Here is a 23,250-nt window from a genome sequence, read left to right on the forward strand (position 1 = left end):
AGGGGCGATATGATATCGCCCCTGTTCTATTTTTGGCAAAGGCTATCGAGGTATCATCGATGCAAACGAATGACACCTTCCTGCACGGTAGAAGCCACTAATATCCCTTCCCGGCTGTAAATCTGGCCACGGACAAAGCCCCGCGCGCCGGAAGCAGAAGTGCTTTCTACTGCATACAGCAGCCAATCGTCCAGGCGAAATGGCCGATGGAACCACATAGAATGATCTATCGTGGCAATCTGCACTCCTGGCTCCAGGAAACCAATCCCATGTGGCTGCAAGGCCGTTGGCAGGAAATTAAAATCAGAGGCATAACCCAGTAAATACTGATGAACCCTCAGGTCATCTGGCATGGCACCGTTGGCGCGGAACCAGACATAGCGATTCGGTTCTTCTACCGAGCCTTGCAATGGGTTGTGGAATTTCACCGGGCGCATTTCAATTGGCTGATGGCCGATAAACTTTTCCCGTACTTTTTCGGGGATCATATGTGCGAACTGGCGGGCAATGTCTGTTTCTGACATCAACCCTTCCGGTGGGGGAACGTCCGGCATGGTATTTTGGTGTTCGAACCCCTCTTCTTGACTCTGGAACGATGCCGTCATATAGAAGATGGGTTTACCATTCTGAATCGCACTGACCCGGCGGGCGCTGAAGCTGTTGCCATCACGTAGTGTTTCGACGTCATAGATAATGGGCTTGCTGCTGTCCCCTGGGCGCAGAAAATAGCTGTGGAAAGAATGTACTGCCCGCTCTGCCGGTACGGTTTGTTTTGCTGCATAGATAGCCTGACCCACTACCTGACCACCAAATACCTGGCGCAAGCCCAGATCTTCACTTTGGCCACGAAAGATACCTTCTTCAATTTTCTCAAGGAAGAGCAGATCGAGTAGTTTTTCTAATGCTTGACTCATGTTGTGGCCCCTGATGGTTGAGTTTATACACAGTGTGCTGAATCCGTTGGGCGCTCGTCAATATATTGCTGTGAAAGGCCTGTTCAACTGAGGAATATCGGATAAGGAATAGTCTGATAAATGCCTCAATGGGGTAAGCGTCGGCGGGAAGTAGAATATTGTGCTATAATTGGCTTGCTAGGTGGTTGAAGCCACTTATTAAACGCCGGCTGTTGTGTAGATAGCTTGCATCTTAATAATAAGAAGGAGTGCGACCTATGAAACCTTGGCAATCAATGAAATTCTGGCAGATAGCGGGTGGGGCAGCATTAGTGGTAAGTTTGGCTGGGTGTGCTCATCGAGGGGCTGATGTTCCGGTTCCCGCGCCGGCAGGTGTAACCACTGCTGCCGCACCTATTGCACAGCCTGCTGTACAGGGGACAGTGAACATCCGCGAGCGCATTGCATTACCACCTGATGCCGTAGTTACGGTTACGCTGTCGGATGCCTCACTGGCTGATGCACCATCACGGGTTATCGCCCAGAAAGCAATTCGTACTGAGGGCAAACAGGCTCCGTTTAGTTTTGCTTTGCCGTTTAACCCAGCCGACATCCAGCCAAATGCACGTATTATTGTAAGTGCAGCGATCACTCGCAATGGCCAGTTATTGTTTATCACCGATACCATTCAAGAAGTGATCAACCGTGGCGCGGGTACCCAGGCTAATCTGTTATTGGTCCCTGCAACCTCTGTTGCTATAGAAACAACCCCAGGGGGACCGGCAACAATACAGGGCGCGCCTACCATAACAGGCAGTGCGACCATCCAGTAATGTTTAACCCGCCATGAGCCGGTTTTTCAGAAAAGCCAATTAATTTGGCAATAGCGCCACAGGATAGCCACTATTCTGTGGCGTTTTTATTAGCGGTATTGCCAGCGATAGCGGCGTAAATCAATTCTACCCGAAGTATCGATATCAATACCTTCAGCCAGTAATGCCTTTTTTTGTCTAAGATAATCATCACCAATTAATGATATTTCGCCATGACGATTAATCACCCGATACCAGGGTAAGGCAGAGCCTTCCGGCAAGCGTTTGAGAACTCCACCGACTTGGCGTGCAGCTCTGGGGGAGCCAATCAGCCGCGCGATATCGCCATAAGTAGTCACCTGTCCATAGGGGATAGCGGCCACCACTTGGAAGACCCGCTGGCGGAAACTGTCGACAAACGGTAGGTCACCCGATTCTGTGGGCAAATCTGATATTGCAGATTCCCACTGATTTTGGCTCTCTGTTTTTGATGATGTCACAGCATTCTCTTTTTTATCTGCATGGGCGGATAGTGCGACGTTATAGAAATAAATAGAGCGATATAAATAGAACGAGATAAATAAATAACATCATCAATGCTTTTGGTGCTAGCAGAAAAGAGATTTAACCCAAACCTGAGGGGAAGTGGGCAAGAAACCACCGGTTAGTGCGGGTTGTCTTGCTATTTGGTGGGTCATGGTCGATAATGCCCACCGCTCCAGAGTACAAGGAGCCGTTAACGTCAATGGAGGTCCTGTTGGTTCTCCCGCAACACTAACTTGTGAACTCGGTCAGATCCGGAAGGAAGCAGCCGTAGCAGGCGAGGTGTGTGCCGGGATGTAGCTGGCAGGGCCTCCACCATTTCTGATAAGTGCATGATATCCATCATATTAAACACTTGTTTCGTGCATTGAAACGGCAGTGATACAACTTTTGTGTATCACCTAGGGCGCTAATCAATGTCACATCTTATACTTTCCCGTCATGGAATCTGGTACTACCATAGAGTCTACCTGACACCTAGAAAACGTCGTGAAATTCGAATCAGCTTTATCACAATGATATTATGCCAGTGCATAGTGTTTTTGGTGCTTCCGTATCGATAATCTGAATCCTATTCAAACCTTTCTACTTTGAAACTAGCTTGTTTTTTATTATCTGTCCGTCTTTCATGATGATAGTCAGGTTTTTTTCAGGATCTGCCAGCAGTCCGATATCAGCGAGTGGATCGCCGTTAACCAGCAATAAATCAGCTAAGGCTCCGACTTCGACAACACCAAGTTTTCCTGGATATGGATTGCGTCGATCTGATAGTGCTAACAATTTTGCATTATCAGATGTTGCCATTCTGAGCACTTCGGCGGGCGTATACCACCGTGTCATTGTAGAAAGCTGTGAGCCTTGTCGGGCTGCCAAATTTCCATCAAATAAAACATCTGTTCCGAACGCAACTTTCACCCCGTATTTTTTAGCTAAGCGATAAGCGTTATCAGTCCCGGCAAAAATCTGCGCTGCTCTGGCTTGTCCCGCGGGATCGGGCAGTTGATTTGCATTCTCGTCCGCCAAAAAAGGCTGCAGACTCCACCATGTACCTGTATCTGCCATTAATTTTGCAGTTGCATCATCTGCCAATTGACCATGCTCAATTACTTTTGCTCCAGCTTTGATAGCATTGCTAATGGCTTCAGGGGTATAAGCATGGACTGTCACATAAGTACCCCAATTAGCCGCGGCCTCGACTGCGGCGTGAATTTCATCGACGCTAAGTTGAACTGTATCTAATGGGCCATAGGGAGAAGATACGCCACCGCCTCCTGTCAACTTGATTTGGCTAGCTCCTTGCAACAATTGCTCTCTGGTGCGCTTTCGAATTTCATCGGCTGAATCAGCTATCGCAGACATGCCAATTCGTTCTGGGTAACTTAATTGATCAGGGGTAGCCGGTATTTCTGAAAGCATCCGAAAATCACCATGACCACCCGTTTGTGAAATCATTGCTCCTGATGGCCAGATGCGTGGCCCTTTGATTACGCCATTATCAATTGCGAGTTTTAAGCCAAACGCGGGTCCACCCAAATCTCGAACGCTGGTAAAACCGCGTAGAAGTGTTGACTCTGCTTCAGCACCGGCCAGCAATGTGATAAAACTTAACGGAGCGGTTGAAGCTAATGCCATGGAAGGACGAGCCATAAAAGTATGCCAGTGGGCATCGATAAGGCCCGGCATCAATGTTTGACCATTGCCAGCGATATGCACGGCATCAGTTGCTGGATTAATCGGTTGAGCAGAAATTTGAGTGATTTTATTGCCTTCAACAACCACATTCATTTTGGACGTTAAGGTTGTGCCGTCAAAGACCCGGACATCTTCGAAGATAGTCATTGGTAATTTATTTGGCGATTGAGCATAAGATAGTGAGGGTAGGAGGCTGACCATACAGGCAGCCAAAAATGTTGTTTTGATTGTCTTTGACATCAGTATTTTCCTCTCGTATCTGAGAACAAGATAGCGTTGAATATTATATATATCTTATCATCTCTTTTATTTTGGCACTGTTGCAAATAGCTGCTTAGGGCAAACTGTTGCAAATAGCTGCTTAGGGCAAACTGTTGCAAATAGCTGCTTAGGGCAAACTGTTGATGATAGGAGCTTGGATCCATTTTTTGCCCGACTGCTGCCGTGATTATATCTGGCATGATCTCGCGGCGGGGCTTTATTTCCTTAGCGATTGATACCTATTTCTTCGTCAGCCAGGGAGACGTTGTGCTCCAAAAAATAATATCTGCACCAAGATAATCGTCGGCAAATTGTACAAACTCATCCTTGCTAAATGGCTTACCCGTGTTGGGGTTCTTGTAGGTCAAGGTAGGCTCCTGCACTGCCATGGCAATGAGTGCTAGCCTCCACCATTTCTGATGTTATCTTCCTAGTGTGCTTACCTAAAGTGTCAACCCTTCTTGTTGAACCTCTTCTTTACGTTTTCTTATGCTATTGGTCAGATATTTTCAGCTAGACGTATTAATGAAGGGGAAAATAAGATTTTTCTCATTTATTTATTGGTTTAGGTGTCTATTTACATTTAAGATTTAGCAAAGGATTAATAATATTTTGAAATTATTAGCGCTAAGAGTGAATTTTAATAAATGAAGCGGACAAAGCACTTTGACTTAAATGCCCTTCCACTCTACTGATAACTCACTGGATTTACCTAAATCTGATATGCAATAACGTGGGATTCAAGTTAACCTTCAATACCGTGGGCCTATCAAGACATTTATCTCAAATTAAAACACGAACGAATTGCCTGGTTCATTGAAGCCGATAACGACTATCGGCTCAACGTTGTGTGTCTTAACCAGCGTTAAGCAGACTATTTCACATGTTGCCAAACCGTAGGTGGGATTTTATCATAAAGCTTATTCATTGTGAGTTCAGCCAGGCGATGGTCTGCCGCTGAGTAAAATAATTCCAACTCATCATCGGAAAGCTCATACTTATTCTTTTCAATTACACGTTCCAATGTATCAATAGTCGTACATTTTCTTAAACGCATCAGGTAGTCAGTTTTTGTCATGGTGGTTTTTCTTCTCGATATACAAATTAATATAGGGAAACTATCCCTTAAGTTTTCATCAGGGTACAGATGTATTCTCCTGAGAAAAGTCTGAATAAACGCTCTTTGGTTTTTTGCCAGCGCCGCAATTCAGGATCATTGATTCCGTAACTACTAAACAAAGTATATGTATCGTCTAAATATTCTTCCACTAACTCTGAAAGGTCGCCGTCATCCGGGTATTTTATTTTAAAACTCATCACAAATGAAGCTATATGCTCGATCAAATCATTGAGTTGCAGATTTACGGCAGATGTTGGGTCATTTACCCACCCATGATGGCTGTCGCCAAGGGTAGCAATGCCTTCATCATACAAGTTTTCACATAGAAACTTCAACTGGGCAATGTCATGCCGTTTAGGCGAGTACTCATCCATATCATCCCCTCCGTAAAGTCTTAATTCGGTGTTGATAACACAATGTGAGTAGATAGATAATCATATAAATGTAGAAGCTTATCGTTAACGTAAATAAACTTGTCTTGATATGAATATAAATCATTTCTTCGCTCACCGCGCAACTTTATTACTTAATCTTACAATTCGTCAGCGGTTGAGGGCCTGTCATTGTTAATTATATCAAAAGTGATTCTTTCTGGATGTACAATAAATGTTACAGCACCGGTTAAGGTTTCTTCAGTATTGATATCCAAACAGGGGTTAAAGATATGCCATTGATAACAGTAAGTCATTGAATAGCAGTTATCTTCTACGTGAGAAATATCAAGAATTTCTAATGAACCCGCCGTGTACCTGGCATTTTCCGAATAATACATTAAGCCGGAAACCAAACTTCCTTCAATTTCACGGATATTATTGCTGATAACACTCTTGAGTAATGAAATCGCGTAACACCCTGAGGTGAAGTCCCCGGCTATTTCATTGTTCATTAATTGTACGCTCATGGTGGCAAGATTAATTCATTCCTGTATCGCTATTGTAACAAAAAATGCTTTGGCATTTGTTTTTCAGCAACTACGAGCATGATTTGAATCAAAAAAATCAAATTTAATGAGATTTTTTCAACTAATACTATCAGCTACATGTTGTGATGTTATTTGATGCACTTGCTTTCAATAACACGCTCTTCCTATAAAATAACGCAGTCTAAATAGGGTTCTTCATATTTAGGGTTATTACTCACGATTAATTTAACTACTCTCTATTAACCTAGAATGCTCAGCGGGTTTGGTCAAGAGCAGGGGGGGATATTACCTGTTTTCTATTGTGTAATTTATCGTTTTGCGAGCATTACCGAACAATGTTGAGGTTAGAATACCAAAACCCTGCCTGACCTCACCAGTGGAGTAACAGTAAAAATTGTTTAATTTACTGTTACTAAGCATGTTTGCGCTGTCTAGTTTGCCATTAGCGGCAAGTTTGCTTCCGTTTACTGAGGGCGGTGGGGCTAGCGTGCTAAAACTTGTTACTTTTAAAACTCGTCAATCATGATGTTTTCTTGAATTTAATAATTTTATGTGATGTTATAATATATCACATGAAAACACATGCTCTGTTCTACTATGAATAAACACGCTTTCCTTACCTGGTTAAACCAGCCTTCCTACTGGACATTGTTCTCACTTTCGTCATTACAGCGCATCTCTGGCGTCGCCTTACTTTGCTTGCTGCTGTGGGGAGCTATTTATTGGGCGAATATATTGCCATGATAAAGTTGAGAAATATTGAGATTGGATATGATCGGCATGCACTTACCCCGCCAATTAATGGTGGTTTTGCTGCCGGGTCTCTCACGGCCATTATTGGGGCAAATGGAGCGGGTAAATCAATCCTACTTAAAACATTGGCAGATTTACAACCCGCAGTGATGGGGGAAATAACTTTTACCGGAGAAGATCGCCCTCAAATAGCCTATCTCCCACAGCAAGCTGAGTTAGATAAACAGTTCCCCATTGTCGTTCAGGATGTCGTGGCGATGGGATGCTGGCCCCAAAGTGGGCTACTAGGGGGCATTAATCATCAATCACGGCAACGAATCAAAAAGGCATTAGACACGGTCGGTATGCCGGAAATGGCGCGCCAACCCGTCGCTGAGCTTTCCGGCGGGCAGTTACAGCGGGTGCTGTTTGCCCGTCTTTTAGTGCAACAAGCACAACTGATATTACTGGATGAGCCTTTTACCGGTATTGATAGCCAGACCGTGCGGCTGTTACTCGATGTTATTCATCGGTTACACGATGAGGGGCGGACGATTATTGCTGTCTTACACGATATGTCGATGGTCGCTGAACATTTCCCCCGCGCCTTGTGGTTGACACCTCTTGGTAACTGTTGGGACTCATCTGAGCAGGTTCTGGCGCAATGGCATCACTGCCACAGCTCATCTTGCGCACTCTCTTCTCTGGCTCCTCAACCCGAACAGCAAAGGGTTATCAACTGATGACATTGTTCCATTTATTTGCTGATCCTTTTGTAGATTTTGGCTTTATGCGGCGGGCATTAGTCGCCTGTCTGGCTTTGTCACTCAGTTCAGCTCCTTTAGGGGTTTTCTTGTTATTACGGCGAATGAGCCTGGTGGGGGATGCTCTATCTCACGCGGTATTGCCGGGAGCGGCTATCGGTTACCTCATTTCAGGAATGTCACTGGTGGCAATGGGCGTGGGTGGGTTTATTGCCGGATTAGCGGTTGCTATGTTGTCCGGTTGGGTCAGCCGACGAACACTATTAAGAGAAGATGCCAGCTTTGCCGGTTTCTATCTGGGCTCGCTGGCATTGGGGGTCACGCTGGTCTCTCTACGTGGCTCGAGCATGGATCTGCTCCATGTGTTATTTGGTTCTATTTTGGCTGTTGATGTCAGTGCCATGACCATGGTCGGCGTTATCACGACGGTCTCGATGTTGGCTTTAGCGGCGATTTATCGCGCACTGGTGATTGAGTCATTCGACCCTGTCTTTCTACGGGTCAGTATGGGGCGCTGGCTGATGGTGGTCCACGCTCTGTTTTTATCGCTGGTGGTTATCAATCTGGTCGCCGGGTTTCAGATTCTTGGCACCCTGATGTCGGTAGGATTAATGATGTTGCCTGCTGCCAGTGCCCGTTTTTGGGCCAAAAATCTTCCTCATACATTAGGTATTGCCATGGCCATCGGCATGGTTGCCAGTTTTGTCGGCTTGTTGTGGTCTTATTACGCCTCGTTACCTGCCGGGCCGGCAATAGTCCTTAGCGCCAGCCTGATTTTCTTTGTATCTATTTTATTTGGAACGCGTGGTGGTGTTTTAGCAACCGCGCGCCGTTAAGAAGTACCGGTCGTTAAAGGAGAGTTAAATGAAGCGTTTACCTATTAGTTTGGCGGTAGCTGCCCTACTGTCTAGCCCATTGGCGATGGCAAAAACTGTTGAAGCTGTAGCCAGTTTTTCTATTTTAGGCGATATCGTCCAGCAGGTGGGGGGCGAGCATGTCAATGTGGTGACATTGGTCGGCCCGGATGGGGATCCCCATAGTTTTGAACCGATGCCGAAAAATAGTAAACAGTTATCTAACGCTGATGTAGTGTTTATCAGCGGGCTAGGGCTTGAAGGGTGGTTGGAGCGTTTGATCAGTGCTTCTGGCTATAAAGGGCAGGTCGTTGTCGCCTCAACCGGGATCGATACGCGTAAAATGGATGAAGAGGGAAAGAGGGTGACGGACCCCCACGCATGGAACAGCATGGCGAATGGTATCAAGTATGCCAACAACGTAATGAATGCATTGATTGTCGCCGATCCTGAGGATGCTGATTATTTCCGTAAACGTGGTGGAGAATACATTCAGCAATTGGAAAAACTGGATGCTTATGCGAAAGCTCAGTTTGCCACGATCCCGATAGATAAGCGTAAGGTCCTGACCAGCCATGATGCTTTCGGCTATTTTAGCCAAGAGTATGGGGTTAACTTCTTATCGCCCGTCGGATTCTCCACTGAGGCTGAAGCCAGTGCCAGCGATGTAGCCGCGCTAATTAAACAGATCAAACAAGAGAAAATAAAAACGTATTTTATTGAAAATCAGACTGATCCGCGTTTAGTAAAACAGATTGCCGCAGCCAGTGGTGCTAAAGCTGGTGGTGAGCTTTACCCTGAAGCCTTATCCGCAACCGGTGGCCCGGCAGCAACCTATGCTGAAGCTTTTAAACACAATGTAGATACCATTGTGAACAGTATGAAGTAACTATAAACCAATAAACAAAGTGGCTAGTGCTCAGTCTTTGATTTTGGTCAGAGGCTGAGTACTTGACCTTGGTTGATAACTCTCTTCTTTAACATGAAAAAGCCCCGTTGGGCAGTAACGGGGCTTATCAATACCATCAACTGATGGGCTAAAAACCAAATCAAAATCAACGCTTCTTATGAGTCCCTCCCTGAACTGCTTTAAAACGTGGATTACTTTTACAAATAACGTATACCCGACCACGGCGACGAACGATTTTACAATCGGGATGACGGTTTTTAGCTGAACGTAATGAACTCAATACTTGCATGATTAACTCTCAGGATTAGCTGGTTTTTTTAGTCAAGAAGCGACCAAAACGTTGATTGAAGCGCGCAGTACTGCCTTCTTTGGAGAACTCTTTTTGTTTACCGGTGTAGTACGGATGTGAGGCTGAGGAGATATCCAGCGTGACATAAGGATAGGTCTGCCCATCGCGCTCAATGGTGCGTGCTGTGGCAATGGTGGAACCCACGGTGAAATAGGTATCTGCGCTGGTGTCGTGAAAAACCACTGTCCGGTAGTTAGGGTGGATGCCGGGTTTCATAAAAACTCCAATTGTTATGTTATACTATAACAATAATTATGCGCTATTCACTTTTGAGTTTCAAGTACAGAAAATAAAAAACCCGCAAACCTAAGTCTGCGGGTTTTCTTAATGATGTATTTCATCAATTGTGGTGACGTAAGGTTTACTTGGCCTTATGGTCAACCGCATGCGAGTGTTCTACATCTTCGTTTTTTCGACTAAAGCGACGGCGAACCACCACGAAGAAGACCGGAACAAAGAAGATAGCCAGTACAGTTGCGGTTACCATCCCGCCCATAACACCTGTACCTACCGCATTCTGTGCACCAGAACCTGCGCCACTACTGATAACCAGTGGCAGAACCCCTAGGATAAAGGCTAATGACGTCATCAGAATTGGTCGCAGACGCATACGTACTGCTTCCAAGGTTGATTCCACCAAACCTTTCCCTTCTTTGTCCATTAAGTCTTTAGCAAACTCAACAATCAAGATGGCGTTCTTGGCCGATAGTCCGATAGTGGTCAATAAGCCTACCTGGAAGTAAACGTCGTTATTGAGCCCACGCAGAGAGGCCGCCAGTAACGCGCCCACAACACCCAGCGGTACCACCAACATAACTGAGAATGGAATCGACCAGCTTTCATACAGCGCAGCCAGACATAAGAACACCACAATCAGTGAGATGGCATACAACGCGGGAGCCTGGTTACCTGACAGACGTTCTTGATAAGACATGCCGGTCCAGTCATAACCGATGCCGCTTGGCAATTTAGACGCCAGATCCTGCATCAGGTCCATTGCCTCACCGGTACTTTTACCCGGCGCTGCCTGACCCAGAATTTCCATGGATGGCAGACCGTTATAACGTTCAAGTCGAGGTGAGCCGTATTCCCATTTCGCGGTGGAGAAAGTATTAAACGATACCATCTGACCGGTGTTGTTACGGACATACCACTTATCGATATCACCCGGTAACATACGGAAAGGCGCATCAGCTTGTACATAAACTTTCTTCACACGACCACGGTCGATAAAGTCGTTTACGTAACTGCCGCCCATCGCTGAACCGAGCGTGGTATTGATATCGGAAATCGAAACACCAAGAGCCTGTGCTTTTTCCTGATCAACTTCCACTTTGAACTGAGGTGTATCTTCCAGTCCGTTCGGCCGCATACCGACCAGCATATCTGAGTGTTGCGCCGCCATACCGAGCAGTTGGTTACGCGCTTCAGTTAATTTCTGATGGCCGACGTTACCCTGATCAATTAACTGGAAGTCAAAGCCGGTAGCAGTACCCAACTCCACAATCGCTGGCAAGTTAAAGGCGAAGACCAAACCGTCTTTGATTTGCGAGAAGGCAGCAGATGCGCGGCCGACAATTGCTGGAACTTTGTTCTGTTCTCCCGGACGCTCATCCCAGTTTTTCAGACTGACGAATGCCAGACCCGTGTTCTGACCCTGACCACTGAAACCGAAGCCGTTAACGGTAAATACAGAGTTAACCACGTCTTTTTCTTTGTCGAGATAATAGTCAGTAACCTGATTTAGCACTTTCTGAGTACGTTCTTGCGTCGCACCCGCAGGCATTTGCACCATGGTCAGGAATACACCCTGATCTTCTTCTGGTAAGAATGATGTCGGCAAGCGTAGGAACAACACGCCCATACCAATCACTATCAGCAGATAGATCAGCAGATAACGGCCAGTGCTGCGCAAAATGTTGGCAACGCTGTCAGTGTAGTGATGGGTGCTTTTCTCGAACATGCGGTTAAACCAACCGAAGAAGCCGGTACTCGGCCCATGTTCACCTTTGGTTATAGGTTTCAGCATTGTCGCGCACAGTGCGGGTGTCAGAATCAATGCCACCAGAACCGAGAGCACCATGGCTGAAACAATGGTGATAGAGAACTGACGATAAATCGCCCCGGTTGCGCCGCCAAAGAAGGCCATCGGGATAAATACTGCCGACAGTACCATCGCGATCCCCACCAATGCGCCCTGGATTTGCTCCATAGACTTTTTGGTGGCTTCTTTCGGCGGTAGCCCTTCTTCCTGCATCACACGTTCGACGTTCTCTACCACCACGATGGCGTCATCTACCAATAGACCTATCGCCAACACCATCCCGAACATCGTTAGGGTGTTTATCGAATAGCCAAAGGCGGAGAGAATAGCGAAAGTACCCAGCAATACGACCGGTACTGCAATCGTTGGAATCAATGTTGCCCGGAAGTTCTGCAAGAACAGATACATTACCAGGAACACCAAAATGATAGCTTCAACCAGTGTTTTAACCACTTCGTTAATAGAGATTTTAACGAATGGGGTGGTGTCGTACGGATAAACCACTTTCAACCCATTCGGGAAGAAGGGTTGTAATTTCGCCAGTTCAGCTTTTACTGCAGCAGAGGTGTCCAGGGCGTTAGCACCGGTTGCCAGTTTAATACCGATACCTGCCGCAGGTTTACCATTATAACGGGCGATGATGTTATAGCTTTCAGCACCCAGTTGAACGATAGCCACATCTTTCAGGCGAACCTGCGAACCGTCAGTATTCACTTTCAGCAAGATCTGGCTGAATTCTTCTGCGTTGGTTAAACGGGTCTGCGCAATGATTGATGAGTTCAGCTCTTGACCAGGTACGGGTGGAGTCCCCCCTAACTGGCCTGCTGCGACCTGATTGTTCTGTACTTTAATGGCATTAATAACATCAACCGGTGTCAGTTTGAAATTATTCAGTTTATGCGGATCCATCCAGATACGCATTGCGTATTGGGAACCAAATAACTGAACGTCACCCACACCGGCGGTACGGCTAATTGGATCTTTAACGTTAGAACCCACATAGTCCGCGATATCTTCTTGTTTCATGGTGCCGTCTTCAGAAATAAAGCCGGCAACCATGAGGAAGCTACTACTGGACTTTTCAACGCTCACGCCCTGCTGCTGCACTTCTTGCGGCAGTAATGGCATCGCTAATTGCAGTTTGTTCTGGACCTGAACCTGAGCGATATCTGGGTCAGTGCCTGAGTTAAAGGTCAACGTCAACTGAACGTTACCGGAGGAATCACTGCTGGAAGACATATACAGCAGGTTATCGATACCGTTCATGTTCTGTTCGATAACCTGCGTAACTGTATTCTGAACAGTAGTCGCATCGGCGCCAGGATAGTTGGCGGAGATTGTAATTGCCGGTGGCGCAATGGTTGGATATTGCGCAACGGGTAATTTCATTATCGCAAGTGCACCAGCCAACATCAGAATGATGGCGAGAACCCAAGCGAAAATAGGGCGATCTATAAAGAACTTAGCCATGAATTACCGGCTCCTTTTAAGACTTCTTCGCTGTATCAGCCGGAGCTGCTTTTTGCGCCGGGTCAGTAACTTCCTGCACTTTTACCTGCACGCCCGGTCTGATTTTCTGCAAGCCGGAAACAATAAGACGATCACCTGCTTTCAATCCTTCAGTAACCAACCATTTATTACCAATGGCCTGATTAGCAACCAGCGTGCGCATTTCAACTTTGTCATCTGCGCCGACAACCATAGCAGTAGCTTCGCCACGTGGGTTACGCGTCACACCTTGTTGAGGCACCAACAGTGCATCAGGTCTGACACCTTCATCCAAACGGGCACGAACAAACATGCCAGGCAGCAGCGCCTCGTTCGGGTTAGGGAAGATGGCACGGATAGTAATTGAACCGGTCGTTTCATCGACGGTGACACCAGAGAATTCCAGAGTACCGGTTTCTGCGTATTCAGAGCCGTTTTCCAGTAACAAGCGAACCTTGGCCTTACCGTTTTCTTGCTTGAGCGTGCCATCAGCCAGCTCTTTTTTCAGGCGCAAGAATTCATCGCTTGATTGAGTCACATCGACATACATCGGGTCAAGTTGCTGAACTGTGGTCATTGCCGTTGCCTGACCACTGGTCACCAATGCACCTTCAGTAACTGAAGATTTACCGGTACGCCCACTGATTGGCGACGTAACCTGAGTATATGCCAGGTTAATACGCGCTGTTTCTACCGCCGCTTTTGCTGCCAGAACACTCGCATTAGCTTGCATTGAGTCAGACATAGCCTGGTCATACTCTTGCTTACTGATGTAATTGGTACCCAGTAATGGTTTGTAGCGATTCACTGTCAGGCGGGCAATTTCAGCGGCAGCTTGTGCTTTCGCTAAATCACCTTTGGCGCTGTCATAAGCGGCCTGATATGTGGCTGGATCAATTTGATAAAGTGATGTTCCTGCGGTGACATCACTGCCTTCAACATAGTTACGTTTAAGAATGATCCCGCTAACTTGTGGGCGAACTTCTGCAACACGGAATGCGGACGTGCGGCCCGGTAGTTCGGTTGTGATATTCAGTGGTGCTGCTTTCAATGTCACAATACCAACTTCAGGTGCCTGTTGAGCATGGGCTTGCGCCGCATCTTTATCATTACATCCTATAAGTACTAAGCTGCCTGAAAGTACCAGAATTGCAGCCAGAGGCATTACCCCTCTGTTTTTGCTCATAGATAAACCTCAAGTGTCCGATTTTTAATTTAATTCAATGGATCACAAGCTTTAAAACCCATTGCTGCGTAAATTATATGTGCGTGCTATGGTACATACATTCGTGAATGTATGTAAATCGCACCCCCTCGAAAAAACAACGCTATGGCACGAAAAACCAAACAGCAAGCCGAAGAGACCCGGCAACAAATTCTTGATGCCGCAGTGCGGGAGTTTTCTGCGCATGGCGTTTCCGGCACTTCACTTACTGATATTGCCGCCGCCGCAGGCGTAACCCGAGGCGCAATTTATTGGCACTTCAAGAATAAGGTAGACCTGTTTAACGAAGTTTGGGAGTTATCAGAGTCTAAAATTGATCAGCTCGAATTAGAGTATCAGGCAAAATATCCCGATAATCCACTCCGCATCCTGCGTGAAATACTCATCTATGTTCTTGTTTCTACGCGTGAGGATTGCCGACGCCGTGCACTAATGGAGATTGTATTCCATAAATGTGAGTTTATCGGTGAGATGACCTCAGTCCATGACGCGCGTAAAGTTCTTGATTTAGCTAGTTATGAGCGAATTGAATCGGTTTTGCAAGACTGTATTGATGCAAATCAATTGCCCGTCAACCTTGATACTCGTCGAGCTGCGATTATCATGAAAGCTTATATTACAGGTTTGATGGAAAACTGGCTCTTTATGCCAGAAAGTTTTGATATAAAACAAGAGGCACCGGTATTAATTGATGCCTATCTGGAGATGCTAGGCCATAGTCTTTCGTTGCGAAAAGGGCTAAATAGCAAAGCATCGGATTAACTGGAGGTTTATATGAGTAGTTCACTGGTTGTGATTGCGAATGGGGCTGCCTATGGCCATGAGTCATTATTTAATGCTCTGCGTTTATCTATTGCGTTAAAAGAACAACAAGCCGATCTCGATTTACGCCTTTTTTTAATGTCTGATGCCGTCATTGCTGGCCTTAACGGGCAACAACCACGTGAAGGTTACAATTTACAGCAGATGCTAGAGATTCTTACAGCACAGAATGTTCCGGTTAAATTATGCAAAACTTGCGCCGATGCCCGTGGTGTGACTGGGTTAACGCTGGTTGATGGTGCAGAAATCGGTACTTTGGTTGAGTTGGCTCAATGGACGTTAGCCGCTGATAAAGTTCTCACATTCTAAGTAATAATGGGATTACTGCTCTTCCCCGAATCAACCGATATTGCTGGTTGTTACATCCTATTCAACAACAACTGCGTAACAGCCCGCATTATTACAGCTATTCACGTTCTGAAAGATTTTTCTTATTATTACTCGAGACTGAACGTGATAGGATTTCAGCCTCTCTGTTGAAATGAAGTTCAAATATGAGCAGCAGATCCCATAATCAATATTCTTTACCCTTATCCATGCCAGTCATGACGTCAGTGGGGGCATTTTTATTACGCCTTCAGACAATGCTTACCCTGCTTATAATTGCCTTTATATCTTTGCCATCGACTTTTGCATCTGGAATCAATATTGATGTGCCGACCCGCACTGAGGTATTAAGCCAACTGGATACACTATCAAAACAAAAAATATTGTCGCCAGCGGAAAAGCTATCACAGCAGGATCTAACTAAAACGTTGGAATACCTTGATACCATTGAGCTTACCAAGCAAGAGGCCAGTCAACTTAAACAACAACTGGCACAAGCTCCCGCAAAATTACGGCAGGCGACAGAGGGGCTGGATGCGCTTAAGAATAGTACCGCTGACACGCTGACTCGGGAGTCATTGGCGAATTATTCGCTGCGCCAATTGGAATCACGTCTAAATGAAACGCTGGATGATTTACAATCAGCTCAGGAAGACCTCTCCGCTTATAATAGCCAGTTAATTGCCCTGCAAACTCAGCCCGAACGGGTGCAGAGTGCGATGTATAACGCATCAATGCGTTTAATGCAGATTCGCAATCAACTCAATGGATTAGCGCCAAATCAAGAGGTTCTGCGTCCAACCCAGCAGCAAGAGTTATTGACTGAGCAGGTGATGTTAAATGCGCAGCTGGATTTGCAACGTAAAAATCTGGAAGCTAACACCACCTTACAGGATTTACTGCAAAAACAACGGGATTACACTACTGCTCACATAAACCAACTGGAGCGCTACGTACAGCTACTGCAAGAGGTGGTCAGCGGCAAACGATTAATCCTATCAGAAAAAACAGCCAAAGAAGCGCAAGCACCTAATGATGCAACTGATATTCAAAATGATCCGTTAGTTAGCCGAGAACTGACGATTAACAAAGAATTAAGTCAGCGCCTGATTAATGCCACGAAAGAAGGCAACACCCTGGTACAACAGAATATTAGAGTTAAAAACTGGCTGGACCGCGCGCTGCAATCGGAACGTAACTTAAAAGAACAAATTACCGTATTACGCGGTAGCTTGTTGCTTTCGCGTATCTTGTATCAACAGCAGCTCAATTTACCGGCTGCTGGTTTGATAACCAATATGGGTCCACGTATTGCTGACTTGCGCTTGGAGCAATTTGAAATAAATCAGCAACGTGACCAGCTATTCCAGGGGGATGACTATATCCAAACCCTGATGAATGACAGTAAAGAGAAGATCAGTCCTGATGTAGAAGACGCGCTGGGGCAAATTGTTGATATCCGCCGTGAGCTACTGGATCAGTTGAATAAACAGTTGGGTAACCAACTGACATTGGCTATCAATCTGCAAATTAACCAACAGCAGTTGCTCAGCGTCAATGAATCACTGCAACATACTCTGACACAGCAGATTTTTTGGGTCAGTAGCAATAAACCGATGGACTGGTCTTGGCTAAAAGCCTTACCGGGCGCACTTAAATCTGAACTGAGCAATTTTCACTTTACCCTGTCACCGGGTGATGTGTTAGCGGGGTTGATCAAATCAGTGGTGTTCTTGCTACCCATGTTGATTGTGGTGGGGGTGATCCGATCACGCTATAACATCATTAATAAACATTTGGATAGACTGGCGGCTGACGTCGGGCAACTCAAGCACGACAGCCAAATGCATACGCCAAATGCCATTATGCTCACTTTACTGAAAGTCTTGCCTGGGGCCTTAATTATCCTAGGTTTTGGCTATTGGTGTCTGCGTTCAGACTTTAATCTTAGTGACTTCCTCTGGAGCTTATTCCAACGTTTGGCGCTGTTCTGGCTAATATTTGATCTGACCTATCGTATGCTCTCGCCAGGGGGAATTACCGAGCGACACTTTATGATTGCGGCTGACCGATGCGCGCATTATCGCCGCCAAATGGTGCGATTAGGGGGGGCATTGTTGCCGGTGATATTCTGGTCGGAATTGGGAGAGAAAAGTCCACTTCGATTGGTCGATGATGTCATCGGGCAAATTGTTATTGTTATTGCATTGGCACTGCTGGCCCTGTTTGTCTATCCATTCTGCCGCGATAGTTGGCGTGAAAAAGATTCCCATGCGGTGCGGTTGGTGATTGTGACTGCGGTTGCTGTAACCCCCATCATATTGATTGGCTTAATGATGGCAGGATATTTTTATACGACACTACAACTGGCTGGTCGCTGGATTGATAGTCTGTACTTATTGTTCCTGTGGAATATCGTTTACCTGACGGCAATTCGAGGTTTAGGGGTTGCCGCGCGGCGTTTGGCCTATCGTAGGGCAATTGCCCGGCGGCAAAGTTTGGTGAAAGAGGGGGCTGAAGGTGGTGAGCCGGTTGAAGAGCCGCCATTAGCCTTGGACCAAATTAACCAACAGTCATTACGCCTGACAACGATGGCGCTCTTCCTGATTTTTGCCACTTGTTTCTATTGGATTTGGGCGGACCTGATAACGGTTATTTCCTATCTGGATAGTATCTCTTTGTGGCATTACACCTCAACAGTCGCTGGTGCTAGCGTCGCGCAGGCTGTGACCTTGGGGAATATGCTGGTGGCTTTGATGGCATTGGTGGTTGCCTATGTTCTGACTCGTAACTTGCCGGGCTTACTTGAGGTTGTGGTATTGTCGCGCCTGCAACTGCGCCAAGGCACTTCTTATGCCATCACCACCATTCTGACTTATCTCATCACGGCGGTCGGTGGGATAACCGCGTTAAGTTCGCTCGGTGTTTCGTGGGATAAATTGCAATGGTTAGTGGCGGCACTGTCTGTTGGTTTGGGGTTTGGCTTGCAGGAAATCTTTGCCAACTTTGTATCCGGTTTGATTATTCTGTTTGAGCGGCCCGTTCGTATCGGCGATACCATTACCATTGGTACTTTTTCGGGGAATGTCAGCAAGATACGCATCCGTGCGACGACAATTACCGATTTTGACCGTAAAGAAGTCATTATTCCGAACAAAGCATTTGTTACCGAGCGCCTGATCAACTGGTCACTGTCAGATACCATTACGCGCATCATCATTAAAGTGGGTGTCGCCTATGGTTCTGATCTGGCGAAAGTAAAAGATGTACTGTTACAAGCCGCCCATGAGAATCCACGAGTTATGGTTGATCCTGAACCACAAGTCTTCTTCCTAAACTTCGGTTCCAGCACTCTTGATCATGAGTTACGCCTGTATGTTCGTGAATTGAGAGATCGCAGCTATACGGTGGATGAATTGAACAGGGCTATTGATAAGTTATGTCGTGATAATGACATTAATATCGCCTTTAACCAGTTGGAAGTGTATCTGCACAAACCAGATGGTACCGAGGTTCAGGAAGTCAGTCGCCCGCTTGATAAACAAGGCTTACCGGCTGAGCAATCGGAATTGGGAGATACTAAGCCTGACTTACCGGATATCAATAAGCCGCTTGCTTAAGGCATTAGGCTGTATAGGCAGTAGCGCGCCATTACTGATGGAGTCTCTACAGGTCGGGTCATATACCTGCATCACTAAGGCGACACGTTAGTGTATCGCCTTGGCTAAATAGCAGAAGTGATATCTTCAATCTGAGTTTTGACGGCGGAGCTTACGCTGATAATCAAGTTGCACGATCGCTAACGCCGCCAGTGCTGTCTCGGGCGCTATCTCATTGCATTCCAGCAGATAGATAAGATCTACTGCCAGTTGCAGTTCTGGTGGAGCTTTTTCAACTGACATAATCTGACCAACATTTGATTTGCAGTTAATCGGGAAGTCGGGTGTGAATATCGTACCAGGGTTCCACCTGACCTGATTCAACCTATATACCCACTAGATTTCAACATGCTGGAAAGCGGTAAGCGAGGTAATCCCGATTAACTGACACCAGTCAGTAATTCGGGTGAACGCAAGCCGTCAACATCTGCATTTGAAAGAGGGCGGGCATAAACATTATAGAGAACTATTTGCTGTCGGAATCTCAATGATTCAAAAAATGTGACAAATATTCAAAAACCGTTCTCTTTTTTCTCAATACTGCGTTCTATTCTTATCAACGCCTGCCGGCAGCGCATTAGGCGCCCCTCGAGTGCCGCTAGCTCTTTCTGTATTTTCTGCTGCTCAGATAACAAACTTTGCTTACCAAGTTGGCTCTCTCTATCCTGAATCATGGCCAATATTCGCCGTTCATAATCTTGATGTTCAGCCAGCTTATGGTAAGGGTCCAATTTATTATCCCGAGGTTCAGGATTGGATTTTCTTAATTTTTGTGTAGCCAATTCTCTTTGCAATGCAGAAATCTGGGCAACCAGTTTTTCAGCGAGAAAAGCAACCTGTTGTGTGCGATTATCAGCAACCACCTGCTTTAGTTGGGCCATATTTTTACGTATTTCCTGAAGATAATCGCGGAAACGGTTGCCATGATTACCAAACAGGTTTAGATCAAAACGGGCTTGCTGAGAGGGGGTGTTTGCCTGAGGGCCAACTTGCGCTGACAGCGCTTCAATTTGGCTTTCAAGCACCTGCAATAATTTTTCCGTACTCATGGCGCTTCTCCTTGGCATTTCCCGCCAGCTTGCCTTCGAATGGCGGCAGATACAAGCTTGGAGGAGGGTAAATAAAATAGATACCGATGTCTTGTGCAAATAATGGCAAGAATATCTATTGATGATGTTCAACGCATGGGTTAATGATAACGCTTCATTAAAGTGATGATAAAGGGAGCTTATGTCTCGTTGGTTTTTGATAACCTTGGGTTGGCTGGCGGTGATATTGGCAACGTTAGGTGTCGTGCTTCCTCTGTTACCCACCACACCGTTTTTGCTGTTGGCCGCTTGGTGTTTTGCACGATCCTCCCCGCGATTTCATCACTGGTTGCTCTACCGTTCATGGTTTGGTAGCTATATACGTACCTGGCAACAACATCGAGCATTGCCTGTGGGCACTAAATGGAAGGCAATACTGGTTACCATACTTACATTTGCTGTTTCACTTTGGTTGGTGAAAATCTGGTGGGTGAGAGGCATATTACTTATTATGTTAATCCTACTGTTGACCTTTATGTGGCGAATGCCAGTTATTGACCTATCGCAACAAAAACGGCGCTGAGCAATTCACACTAGTTGCATTTTAGTGCCAGTTTGCATAGATTTGAGCGTTTTCGTGCGCGGGGTGATCCCTCGTTGCATCCTTAATGTTAAGGATGCAGTGACTTTAACTATCGGAGTATTATCGATAGTGAGACTAAGTTACTCAGCCGATGCCATTTAACATCGACTGGCCGCGCTTAAGTATGTACAGCAGTTTTATCAGGCACAAATTATGACCGCTACTGCACCTAATACAGCACAACAGCTTCAATATATTAAAGACAGTATCAAAACCATCCCCGATTATCCAAAAGCGGGAATACTGTTTCGTGATGTGACCAGCTTGCTAGAAGATCCATTAGCCTATGCCGCTAGCATCGAATTGCTGGTAGAGCGCTATCTGGGTAAAGGCGTGACTAAAGTAGTGGGTACTGAAGCTCGCGGCTTTCTGTTTGGTGCTCCGGTCGCCCTGTCGCTGGGTGTCGGTTTTGTTCCGGTGCGTAAACCCGGTAAATTGCCGCGGGAAACTATCAGCGAAAGCTATGAGTTGGAGTATGGCACGGACAAACTTGAGATCCACACCGATAGCATTAAACCGGGCGATAATGTCTTAGTGATTGACGATTTGCTGGCTACCGGCGGCACAATCGAGGCAACGGTTAAGCTCATCCGTCGGCTGGGTGGCGTCGTGACTGACGCTGCATTTGTGATTGATTTGCCTGAATTGGGTGGCGAAGCGCGCCTGACTCAGCAAGGGATCACTTGCTATAGTTTGGTCTCGTTCAGCGGGCATTGATTTTATCCCCAAAGAATGTGGAGTTGCAGGTAGGCTGCAAGTGAATACATCCCGATAAACTTACCCAGATAGATGATTTGGGTGAGTGAAAAAAGCCAACAGCACTCTGGACTGAAACATGGTAGGCATAATAATCTGGTGGTCATCAACGGTGACTGTCAGATTATTCGATGAATGTTGGGAAAATATTATCAATGCAAACTGCCATTCACTTATTAGAGTGGCAGCGAATAAATACGTGAAGACTCGCCCCATGGGTGATAACCCAATCCAGTAAAAGTAAAACCATACTTTTCGTAGAACCCGATATGGTCAGTACATAAATGTAGTGTATCAAAACCTAATTGTTTGGTTTCTTTAGCAATATGCTTGATCAGTAATTCACCATAAGCATACCCTCGGTGTTGCTCTTCAATATAAAGCGCACATAACCAAGGGTACAGATCCATACGGCTAATAAAATCATTGGTGATTAATCCAGCGCAACCAATAATTTCATTATTCATTTCCATCAAATACCATTGAGGTAAAGGATTTTTAGCTGCAATACAAAGACTGATGCAATCCTGATAAAGCATTTTAGTCTCTTCCGTGGCCCACTTATTCTGAAAATAGCGGATAGATTGATCTTTATACTCAGGGTGACTTCTCACCGAGATGATTCTTATCATTATTATTTTCCTAACGCACTAATTATACTCACTATTTTTGGTAAAGATCCCAGCGATTACCGTAAATATCTTCGAATACAACCACCATGCCATATTTCTCTTTGCGAGGTTCTTCGCAGAATGTCACTCCTTTTGATTTCATCAACTCATAATCACGCCAGAAGTTATCTGTCTCAAGAAAAAGGAATACTCGACCACCACATTGATTACCAATAAACGCAGTTTGATGGTCATTGGATGCCCGAGCTAGCAATAAACGACACTCACTGTCTTCTGTCGGCGAAACCGACACCCAACGTTTCCCTGGTTGTGCCTCATCTTCTCGCAGAAAAAAACCTAACTTTTCGGTATAAAATTCAATCGCTTTATCGTAATCATCAACGACGATAGCAATATAGCCCATCCCTCTTTTTTTACTTGTCATAAATCCGTCCATTGTTAATTGACCCAAACTGGGTGCCGCTGATTATTAACTATAACTTCTTGATAGCCTAGGCATCGGCACCGATTGAATACCATGCAAAATCCAGCAGTCAGGGAAGCACCTTACACTCTGCTAATCTCCGTTACCTGTCAGAGCAAATTTCCGATCGTACTAAGGCCGGTATTTCGGAATAGATTGCCAGCATAACATCCAGATTGTGGAATAAAAATGAATAGGCCACCGTTGTAAAATTCATTGCTGGCAATATCGATTCTTTCAACATGGGGGAGAGTCCGAAAGGAAATAAGAACGGGTTTATTACGGCATCGCAGGGTACAAAGAATCGACAA

Annotated in this window: 23 protein-coding genes and 1 other RNA gene; 10 read left to right on the plus strand and 14 right to left on the minus strand. The window is 45.8% G+C overall.

Annotated elements, in window-relative coordinates:
- Positions 1 to 53: 53 nt before the first annotated feature.
- A complete protein-coding gene (gene tesB, locus ACWJJO_RS05870; RefSeq protein WP_083160001.1) occupies positions 54 to 914 on the minus strand; it encodes an acyl-CoA thioesterase II in 861 nt (286 codons plus the stop codon).
- 257 nt (positions 915 to 1,171) lie between these two features.
- Between tesB and ACWJJO_RS05875 the strand changes: the two genes are divergently transcribed.
- The gene (locus ACWJJO_RS05875; protein ID WP_372568771.1) at positions 1,172 to 1,726 is read left to right on the plus strand and encodes a YbaY family lipoprotein; all 555 of its coding nucleotides are present in this window, start codon (positions 1,172 to 1,174) and stop codon (positions 1,724 to 1,726) included.
- An 89-nt stretch (positions 1,727 to 1,815) separates the two neighbouring features.
- On the opposite strand, the gene ACWJJO_RS05880 is transcribed toward ACWJJO_RS05875, so the two are convergent.
- Positions 1,816 to 2,160 carry an MGMT family protein gene (locus ACWJJO_RS05880; protein ID WP_227746600.1) on the minus strand — a complete coding sequence of 115 codons (345 nt, stop codon included), beginning with the start codon at positions 2,158 to 2,160 and terminating at the stop codon, positions 1,816 to 1,818.
- A gap of 300 nt (positions 2,161 to 2,460) precedes the next feature.
- Here ACWJJO_RS05880 and ffs point away from each other — a divergent pair.
- Positions 2,461 to 2,557: signal recognition particle sRNA small type (gene ffs, locus ACWJJO_RS05885), an RNA gene on the plus strand.
- A 276-nt stretch (positions 2,558 to 2,833) separates the two neighbouring features.
- Here the strand turns inward: ffs and ACWJJO_RS05890 are convergent.
- The 4 genes from ACWJJO_RS05890 to ACWJJO_RS05905 all read right to left on the minus strand — a co-directional run bounded on the left by ACWJJO_RS05890 (position 2,834) and on the right by ACWJJO_RS05905 (position 6,207).
- Complete coding sequence (locus ACWJJO_RS05890; RefSeq protein WP_442848353.1) at positions 2,834 to 4,141, minus strand: metal-dependent hydrolase family protein; 1,308 nt, start codon at positions 4,139 to 4,141, stop codon at positions 2,834 to 2,836.
- 934 nt (positions 4,142 to 5,075) lie between these two features.
- Positions 5,076 to 5,279: an expression modulating protein YmoA gene (gene ymoA / locus ACWJJO_RS05895; protein WP_002208622.1), complete on the minus strand. Its 204-nt coding sequence runs from the start codon at positions 5,277 to 5,279 to the stop codon at positions 5,076 to 5,078.
- 47 nt (positions 5,280 to 5,326) lie between these two features.
- A complete protein-coding gene (gene tomB, locus ACWJJO_RS05900) occupies positions 5,327 to 5,695 on the minus strand; it encodes an Hha toxicity modulator TomB (protein WP_083159993.1) in 369 nt (122 codons plus the stop codon).
- Positions 5,696 to 5,853: 158 nt separating this feature from the next.
- Positions 5,854 to 6,207 carry a hypothetical protein gene (locus ACWJJO_RS05905; protein ID WP_083159991.1) on the minus strand — a complete coding sequence of 118 codons (354 nt, stop codon included), beginning with the start codon at positions 6,205 to 6,207 and terminating at the stop codon, positions 5,854 to 5,856.
- Positions 6,208 to 6,983: 776 nt separating this feature from the next.
- Here ACWJJO_RS05905 and ACWJJO_RS05910 point away from each other — a divergent pair.
- The 3 genes from ACWJJO_RS05910 to ACWJJO_RS05920 are packed head-to-tail and all read left to right on the plus strand — an operon-like array spanning position 6,984 to position 9,482.
- The gene (locus tag ACWJJO_RS05910) at positions 6,984 to 7,718 is read left to right on the plus strand and encodes a metal ABC transporter ATP-binding protein (protein WP_481090773.1); all 735 of its coding nucleotides are present in this window, start codon (positions 6,984 to 6,986) and stop codon (positions 7,716 to 7,718) included.
- A complete protein-coding gene (locus ACWJJO_RS05915; protein WP_083159987.1) occupies positions 7,718 to 8,575 on the plus strand; it encodes a metal ABC transporter permease in 858 nt (285 codons plus the stop codon). The genes ACWJJO_RS05910 and ACWJJO_RS05915 overlap by 1 nt, the downstream gene beginning before the upstream one ends.
- Positions 8,576 to 8,603: 28 nt before the next feature.
- Positions 8,604 to 9,482, plus strand: a complete 879-nt coding sequence (locus ACWJJO_RS05920) for a metal ABC transporter substrate-binding protein (protein ID WP_083159985.1) — start codon at positions 8,604 to 8,606, stop codon at positions 9,480 to 9,482.
- A 166-nt stretch (positions 9,483 to 9,648) separates the two neighbouring features.
- Here the strand turns inward: ACWJJO_RS05920 and ykgO are convergent, their stop codons facing one another.
- The 4 genes from ykgO to acrA all read right to left on the minus strand — a co-directional run bounded on the left by ykgO (position 9,649) and on the right by acrA (position 14,570).
- Positions 9,649 to 9,792 carry a type B 50S ribosomal protein L36 gene (gene ykgO / locus ACWJJO_RS05925; RefSeq protein ID WP_002208618.1) on the minus strand — a complete coding sequence of 48 codons (144 nt, stop codon included), beginning with the start codon at positions 9,790 to 9,792 and terminating at the stop codon, positions 9,649 to 9,651.
- A gap of 15 nt (positions 9,793 to 9,807) precedes the next feature.
- Positions 9,808 to 10,068 (minus strand): type B 50S ribosomal protein L31, encoded by a 261-nt coding sequence (locus ACWJJO_RS05930; RefSeq protein WP_083159983.1) that lies wholly within the window; start codon positions 10,066 to 10,068, stop codon positions 9,808 to 9,810.
- A gap of 145 nt (positions 10,069 to 10,213) precedes the next feature.
- Positions 10,214 to 13,366, minus strand: coding sequence for an efflux RND transporter permease AcrB (gene acrB / locus ACWJJO_RS05935; RefSeq protein WP_102970455.1), 3,153 nt, complete (start codon positions 13,364 to 13,366; stop codon positions 10,214 to 10,216).
- A gap of 16 nt (positions 13,367 to 13,382) precedes the next feature.
- Positions 13,383 to 14,570, minus strand: coding sequence for an efflux RND transporter adaptor subunit AcrA (gene acrA / locus ACWJJO_RS05940; RefSeq protein ID WP_083159981.1), 1,188 nt, complete (start codon positions 14,568 to 14,570; stop codon positions 13,383 to 13,385).
- 144 nt (positions 14,571 to 14,714) lie between these two features.
- Between acrA and acrR the strand changes: the two genes are divergently transcribed.
- The 3 genes from acrR to mscK all read left to right on the plus strand — a co-directional run bounded on the left by acrR (position 14,715) and on the right by mscK (position 19,378).
- Positions 14,715 to 15,371 carry a multidrug efflux transporter transcriptional repressor AcrR gene (gene acrR / locus ACWJJO_RS05945; RefSeq protein ID WP_083159979.1) on the plus strand — a complete coding sequence of 219 codons (657 nt, stop codon included), beginning with the start codon at positions 14,715 to 14,717 and terminating at the stop codon, positions 15,369 to 15,371.
- 12 nt (positions 15,372 to 15,383) lie between these two features.
- Positions 15,384 to 15,740, plus strand: a complete 357-nt coding sequence (locus ACWJJO_RS05950) for a DsrE/DsrF/TusD sulfur relay family protein (protein ID WP_083159977.1) — start codon at positions 15,384 to 15,386, stop codon at positions 15,738 to 15,740.
- Positions 15,741 to 15,925: 185 nt separating this feature from the next.
- Entirely contained in the window at positions 15,926 to 19,378 is a 3,453-nt protein-coding gene (mscK, locus tag ACWJJO_RS05955; RefSeq protein WP_481090774.1) for a mechanosensitive channel MscK, read from the plus strand.
- Between the two features lie 126 nt (positions 19,379 to 19,504).
- Here mscK and rsmS read toward each other — a convergent pair whose 3' ends face one another.
- Both rsmS and priC read right to left on the minus strand, forming a co-directional pair.
- Positions 19,505 to 19,660 carry a pleiotropic regulatory protein RsmS gene (gene rsmS, locus ACWJJO_RS05960; RefSeq protein WP_050086075.1) on the minus strand — a complete coding sequence of 52 codons (156 nt, stop codon included), beginning with the start codon at positions 19,658 to 19,660 and terminating at the stop codon, positions 19,505 to 19,507.
- A 269-nt stretch (positions 19,661 to 19,929) separates the two neighbouring features.
- The gene (gene priC / locus ACWJJO_RS05965) at positions 19,930 to 20,466 is read right to left on the minus strand and encodes a primosomal replication protein PriC (RefSeq protein ID WP_420073245.1); all 537 of its coding nucleotides are present in this window, start codon (positions 20,464 to 20,466) and stop codon (positions 19,930 to 19,932) included.
- A 181-nt stretch (positions 20,467 to 20,647) separates the two neighbouring features.
- On the opposite strand from priC, the gene ACWJJO_RS05970 reads away from it, so the two are divergent.
- Positions 20,648 to 21,028, plus strand: coding sequence for a DUF454 family protein (locus ACWJJO_RS05970; protein WP_083159971.1), 381 nt, complete (start codon positions 20,648 to 20,650; stop codon positions 21,026 to 21,028).
- A 213-nt stretch (positions 21,029 to 21,241) separates the two neighbouring features.
- On the plus strand, positions 21,242 to 21,805 hold the full coding sequence (gene apt, locus ACWJJO_RS05975; RefSeq protein ID WP_083159969.1) for an adenine phosphoribosyltransferase: 564 nt from the start codon (positions 21,242 to 21,244) through the stop codon (positions 21,803 to 21,805).
- 215 nt (positions 21,806 to 22,020) lie between these two features.
- Here the strand turns inward: apt and ACWJJO_RS05980 are convergent, their stop codons facing one another.
- Both ACWJJO_RS05980 and ACWJJO_RS05985 read right to left on the minus strand, forming a co-directional pair.
- The gene (locus ACWJJO_RS05980) at positions 22,021 to 22,476 is read right to left on the minus strand and encodes a GNAT family N-acetyltransferase (RefSeq protein WP_372568774.1); all 456 of its coding nucleotides are present in this window, start codon (positions 22,474 to 22,476) and stop codon (positions 22,021 to 22,023) included.
- 31 nt (positions 22,477 to 22,507) lie between these two features.
- Positions 22,508 to 22,900 carry a VOC family protein gene (locus tag ACWJJO_RS05985; protein WP_193784713.1) on the minus strand — a complete coding sequence of 131 codons (393 nt, stop codon included), beginning with the start codon at positions 22,898 to 22,900 and terminating at the stop codon, positions 22,508 to 22,510.
- Positions 22,901 to 23,250: the final 350 nt, after the last annotated feature.

This window comes from Yersinia antarctica (genome assembly GCF_056636475.1).

Excerpts from the sequence above, each read along its gene's own strand:
- tesB (WP_083160001.1), bottom strand. The coding sequence starts at position 914 with ATGAGTCAAGCATTAGAAAAACTACTCGATCTGCTCTTCCTTGAGAAA.
- ACWJJO_RS05875 (WP_372568771.1), top strand. The coding sequence starts at position 1,172 with ATGAAACCTTGGCAATCAATGAAATTCTGGCAGATAGCGGGTGGGGCA.
- ACWJJO_RS05890 (WP_442848353.1), bottom strand. The coding sequence starts at position 4,141 with ATGGTCAGCCTCCTACCCTCACTATCTTATGCTCAATCGCCAAATAAA.
- ymoA (WP_002208622.1), bottom strand. The coding sequence starts at position 5,279 with ATGACAAAAACTGACTACCTGATGCGTTTAAGAAAATGTACGACTATT.
- tomB (WP_083159993.1), bottom strand. The coding sequence starts at position 5,695 with ATGGATGAGTACTCGCCTAAACGGCATGACATTGCCCAGTTGAAGTTT.
- ACWJJO_RS05905 (WP_083159991.1), bottom strand. The coding sequence starts at position 6,207 with ATGAACAATGAAATAGCCGGGGACTTCACCTCAGGGTGTTACGCGATT.
- ACWJJO_RS05910 (WP_481090773.1), top strand. The coding sequence starts at position 6,984 with ATGATAAAGTTGAGAAATATTGAGATTGGATATGATCGGCATGCACTT.
- ACWJJO_RS05915 (WP_083159987.1), top strand. The coding sequence starts at position 7,718 with ATGACATTGTTCCATTTATTTGCTGATCCTTTTGTAGATTTTGGCTTT.
- ACWJJO_RS05920 (WP_083159985.1), top strand. The coding sequence starts at position 8,604 with ATGAAGCGTTTACCTATTAGTTTGGCGGTAGCTGCCCTACTGTCTAGC.
- ykgO (WP_002208618.1), bottom strand. The coding sequence starts at position 9,792 with ATGCAAGTATTGAGTTCATTACGTTCAGCTAAAAACCGTCATCCCGAT.
- ACWJJO_RS05930 (WP_083159983.1), bottom strand. The coding sequence starts at position 10,068 with ATGAAACCCGGCATCCACCCTAACTACCGGACAGTGGTTTTTCACGAC.
- acrB (WP_102970455.1), bottom strand. The coding sequence starts at position 13,366 with ATGGCTAAGTTCTTTATAGATCGCCCTATTTTCGCTTGGGTTCTCGCC.
- acrA (WP_083159981.1), bottom strand. The coding sequence starts at position 14,570 with ATGAGCAAAAACAGAGGGGTAATGCCTCTGGCTGCAATTCTGGTACTT.
- acrR (WP_083159979.1), top strand. The coding sequence starts at position 14,715 with ATGGCACGAAAAACCAAACAGCAAGCCGAAGAGACCCGGCAACAAATT.
- ACWJJO_RS05950 (WP_083159977.1), top strand. The coding sequence starts at position 15,384 with ATGAGTAGTTCACTGGTTGTGATTGCGAATGGGGCTGCCTATGGCCAT.
- mscK (WP_481090774.1), top strand. The coding sequence starts at position 15,926 with ATGAGCAGCAGATCCCATAATCAATATTCTTTACCCTTATCCATGCCA.
- rsmS (WP_050086075.1), bottom strand. The coding sequence starts at position 19,660 with ATGTCAGTTGAAAAAGCTCCACCAGAACTGCAACTGGCAGTAGATCTT.
- priC (WP_420073245.1), bottom strand. The coding sequence starts at position 20,466 with ATGAGTACGGAAAAATTATTGCAGGTGCTTGAAAGCCAAATTGAAGCG.
- ACWJJO_RS05970 (WP_083159971.1), top strand. The coding sequence starts at position 20,648 with ATGTCTCGTTGGTTTTTGATAACCTTGGGTTGGCTGGCGGTGATATTG.
- apt (WP_083159969.1), top strand. The coding sequence starts at position 21,242 with ATGACCGCTACTGCACCTAATACAGCACAACAGCTTCAATATATTAAA.
- ACWJJO_RS05980 (WP_372568774.1), bottom strand. The coding sequence starts at position 22,476 with ATGATAAGAATCATCTCGGTGAGAAGTCACCCTGAGTATAAAGATCAA.
- ACWJJO_RS05985 (WP_193784713.1), bottom strand. The coding sequence starts at position 22,900 with ATGACAAGTAAAAAAAGAGGGATGGGCTATATTGCTATCGTCGTTGAT.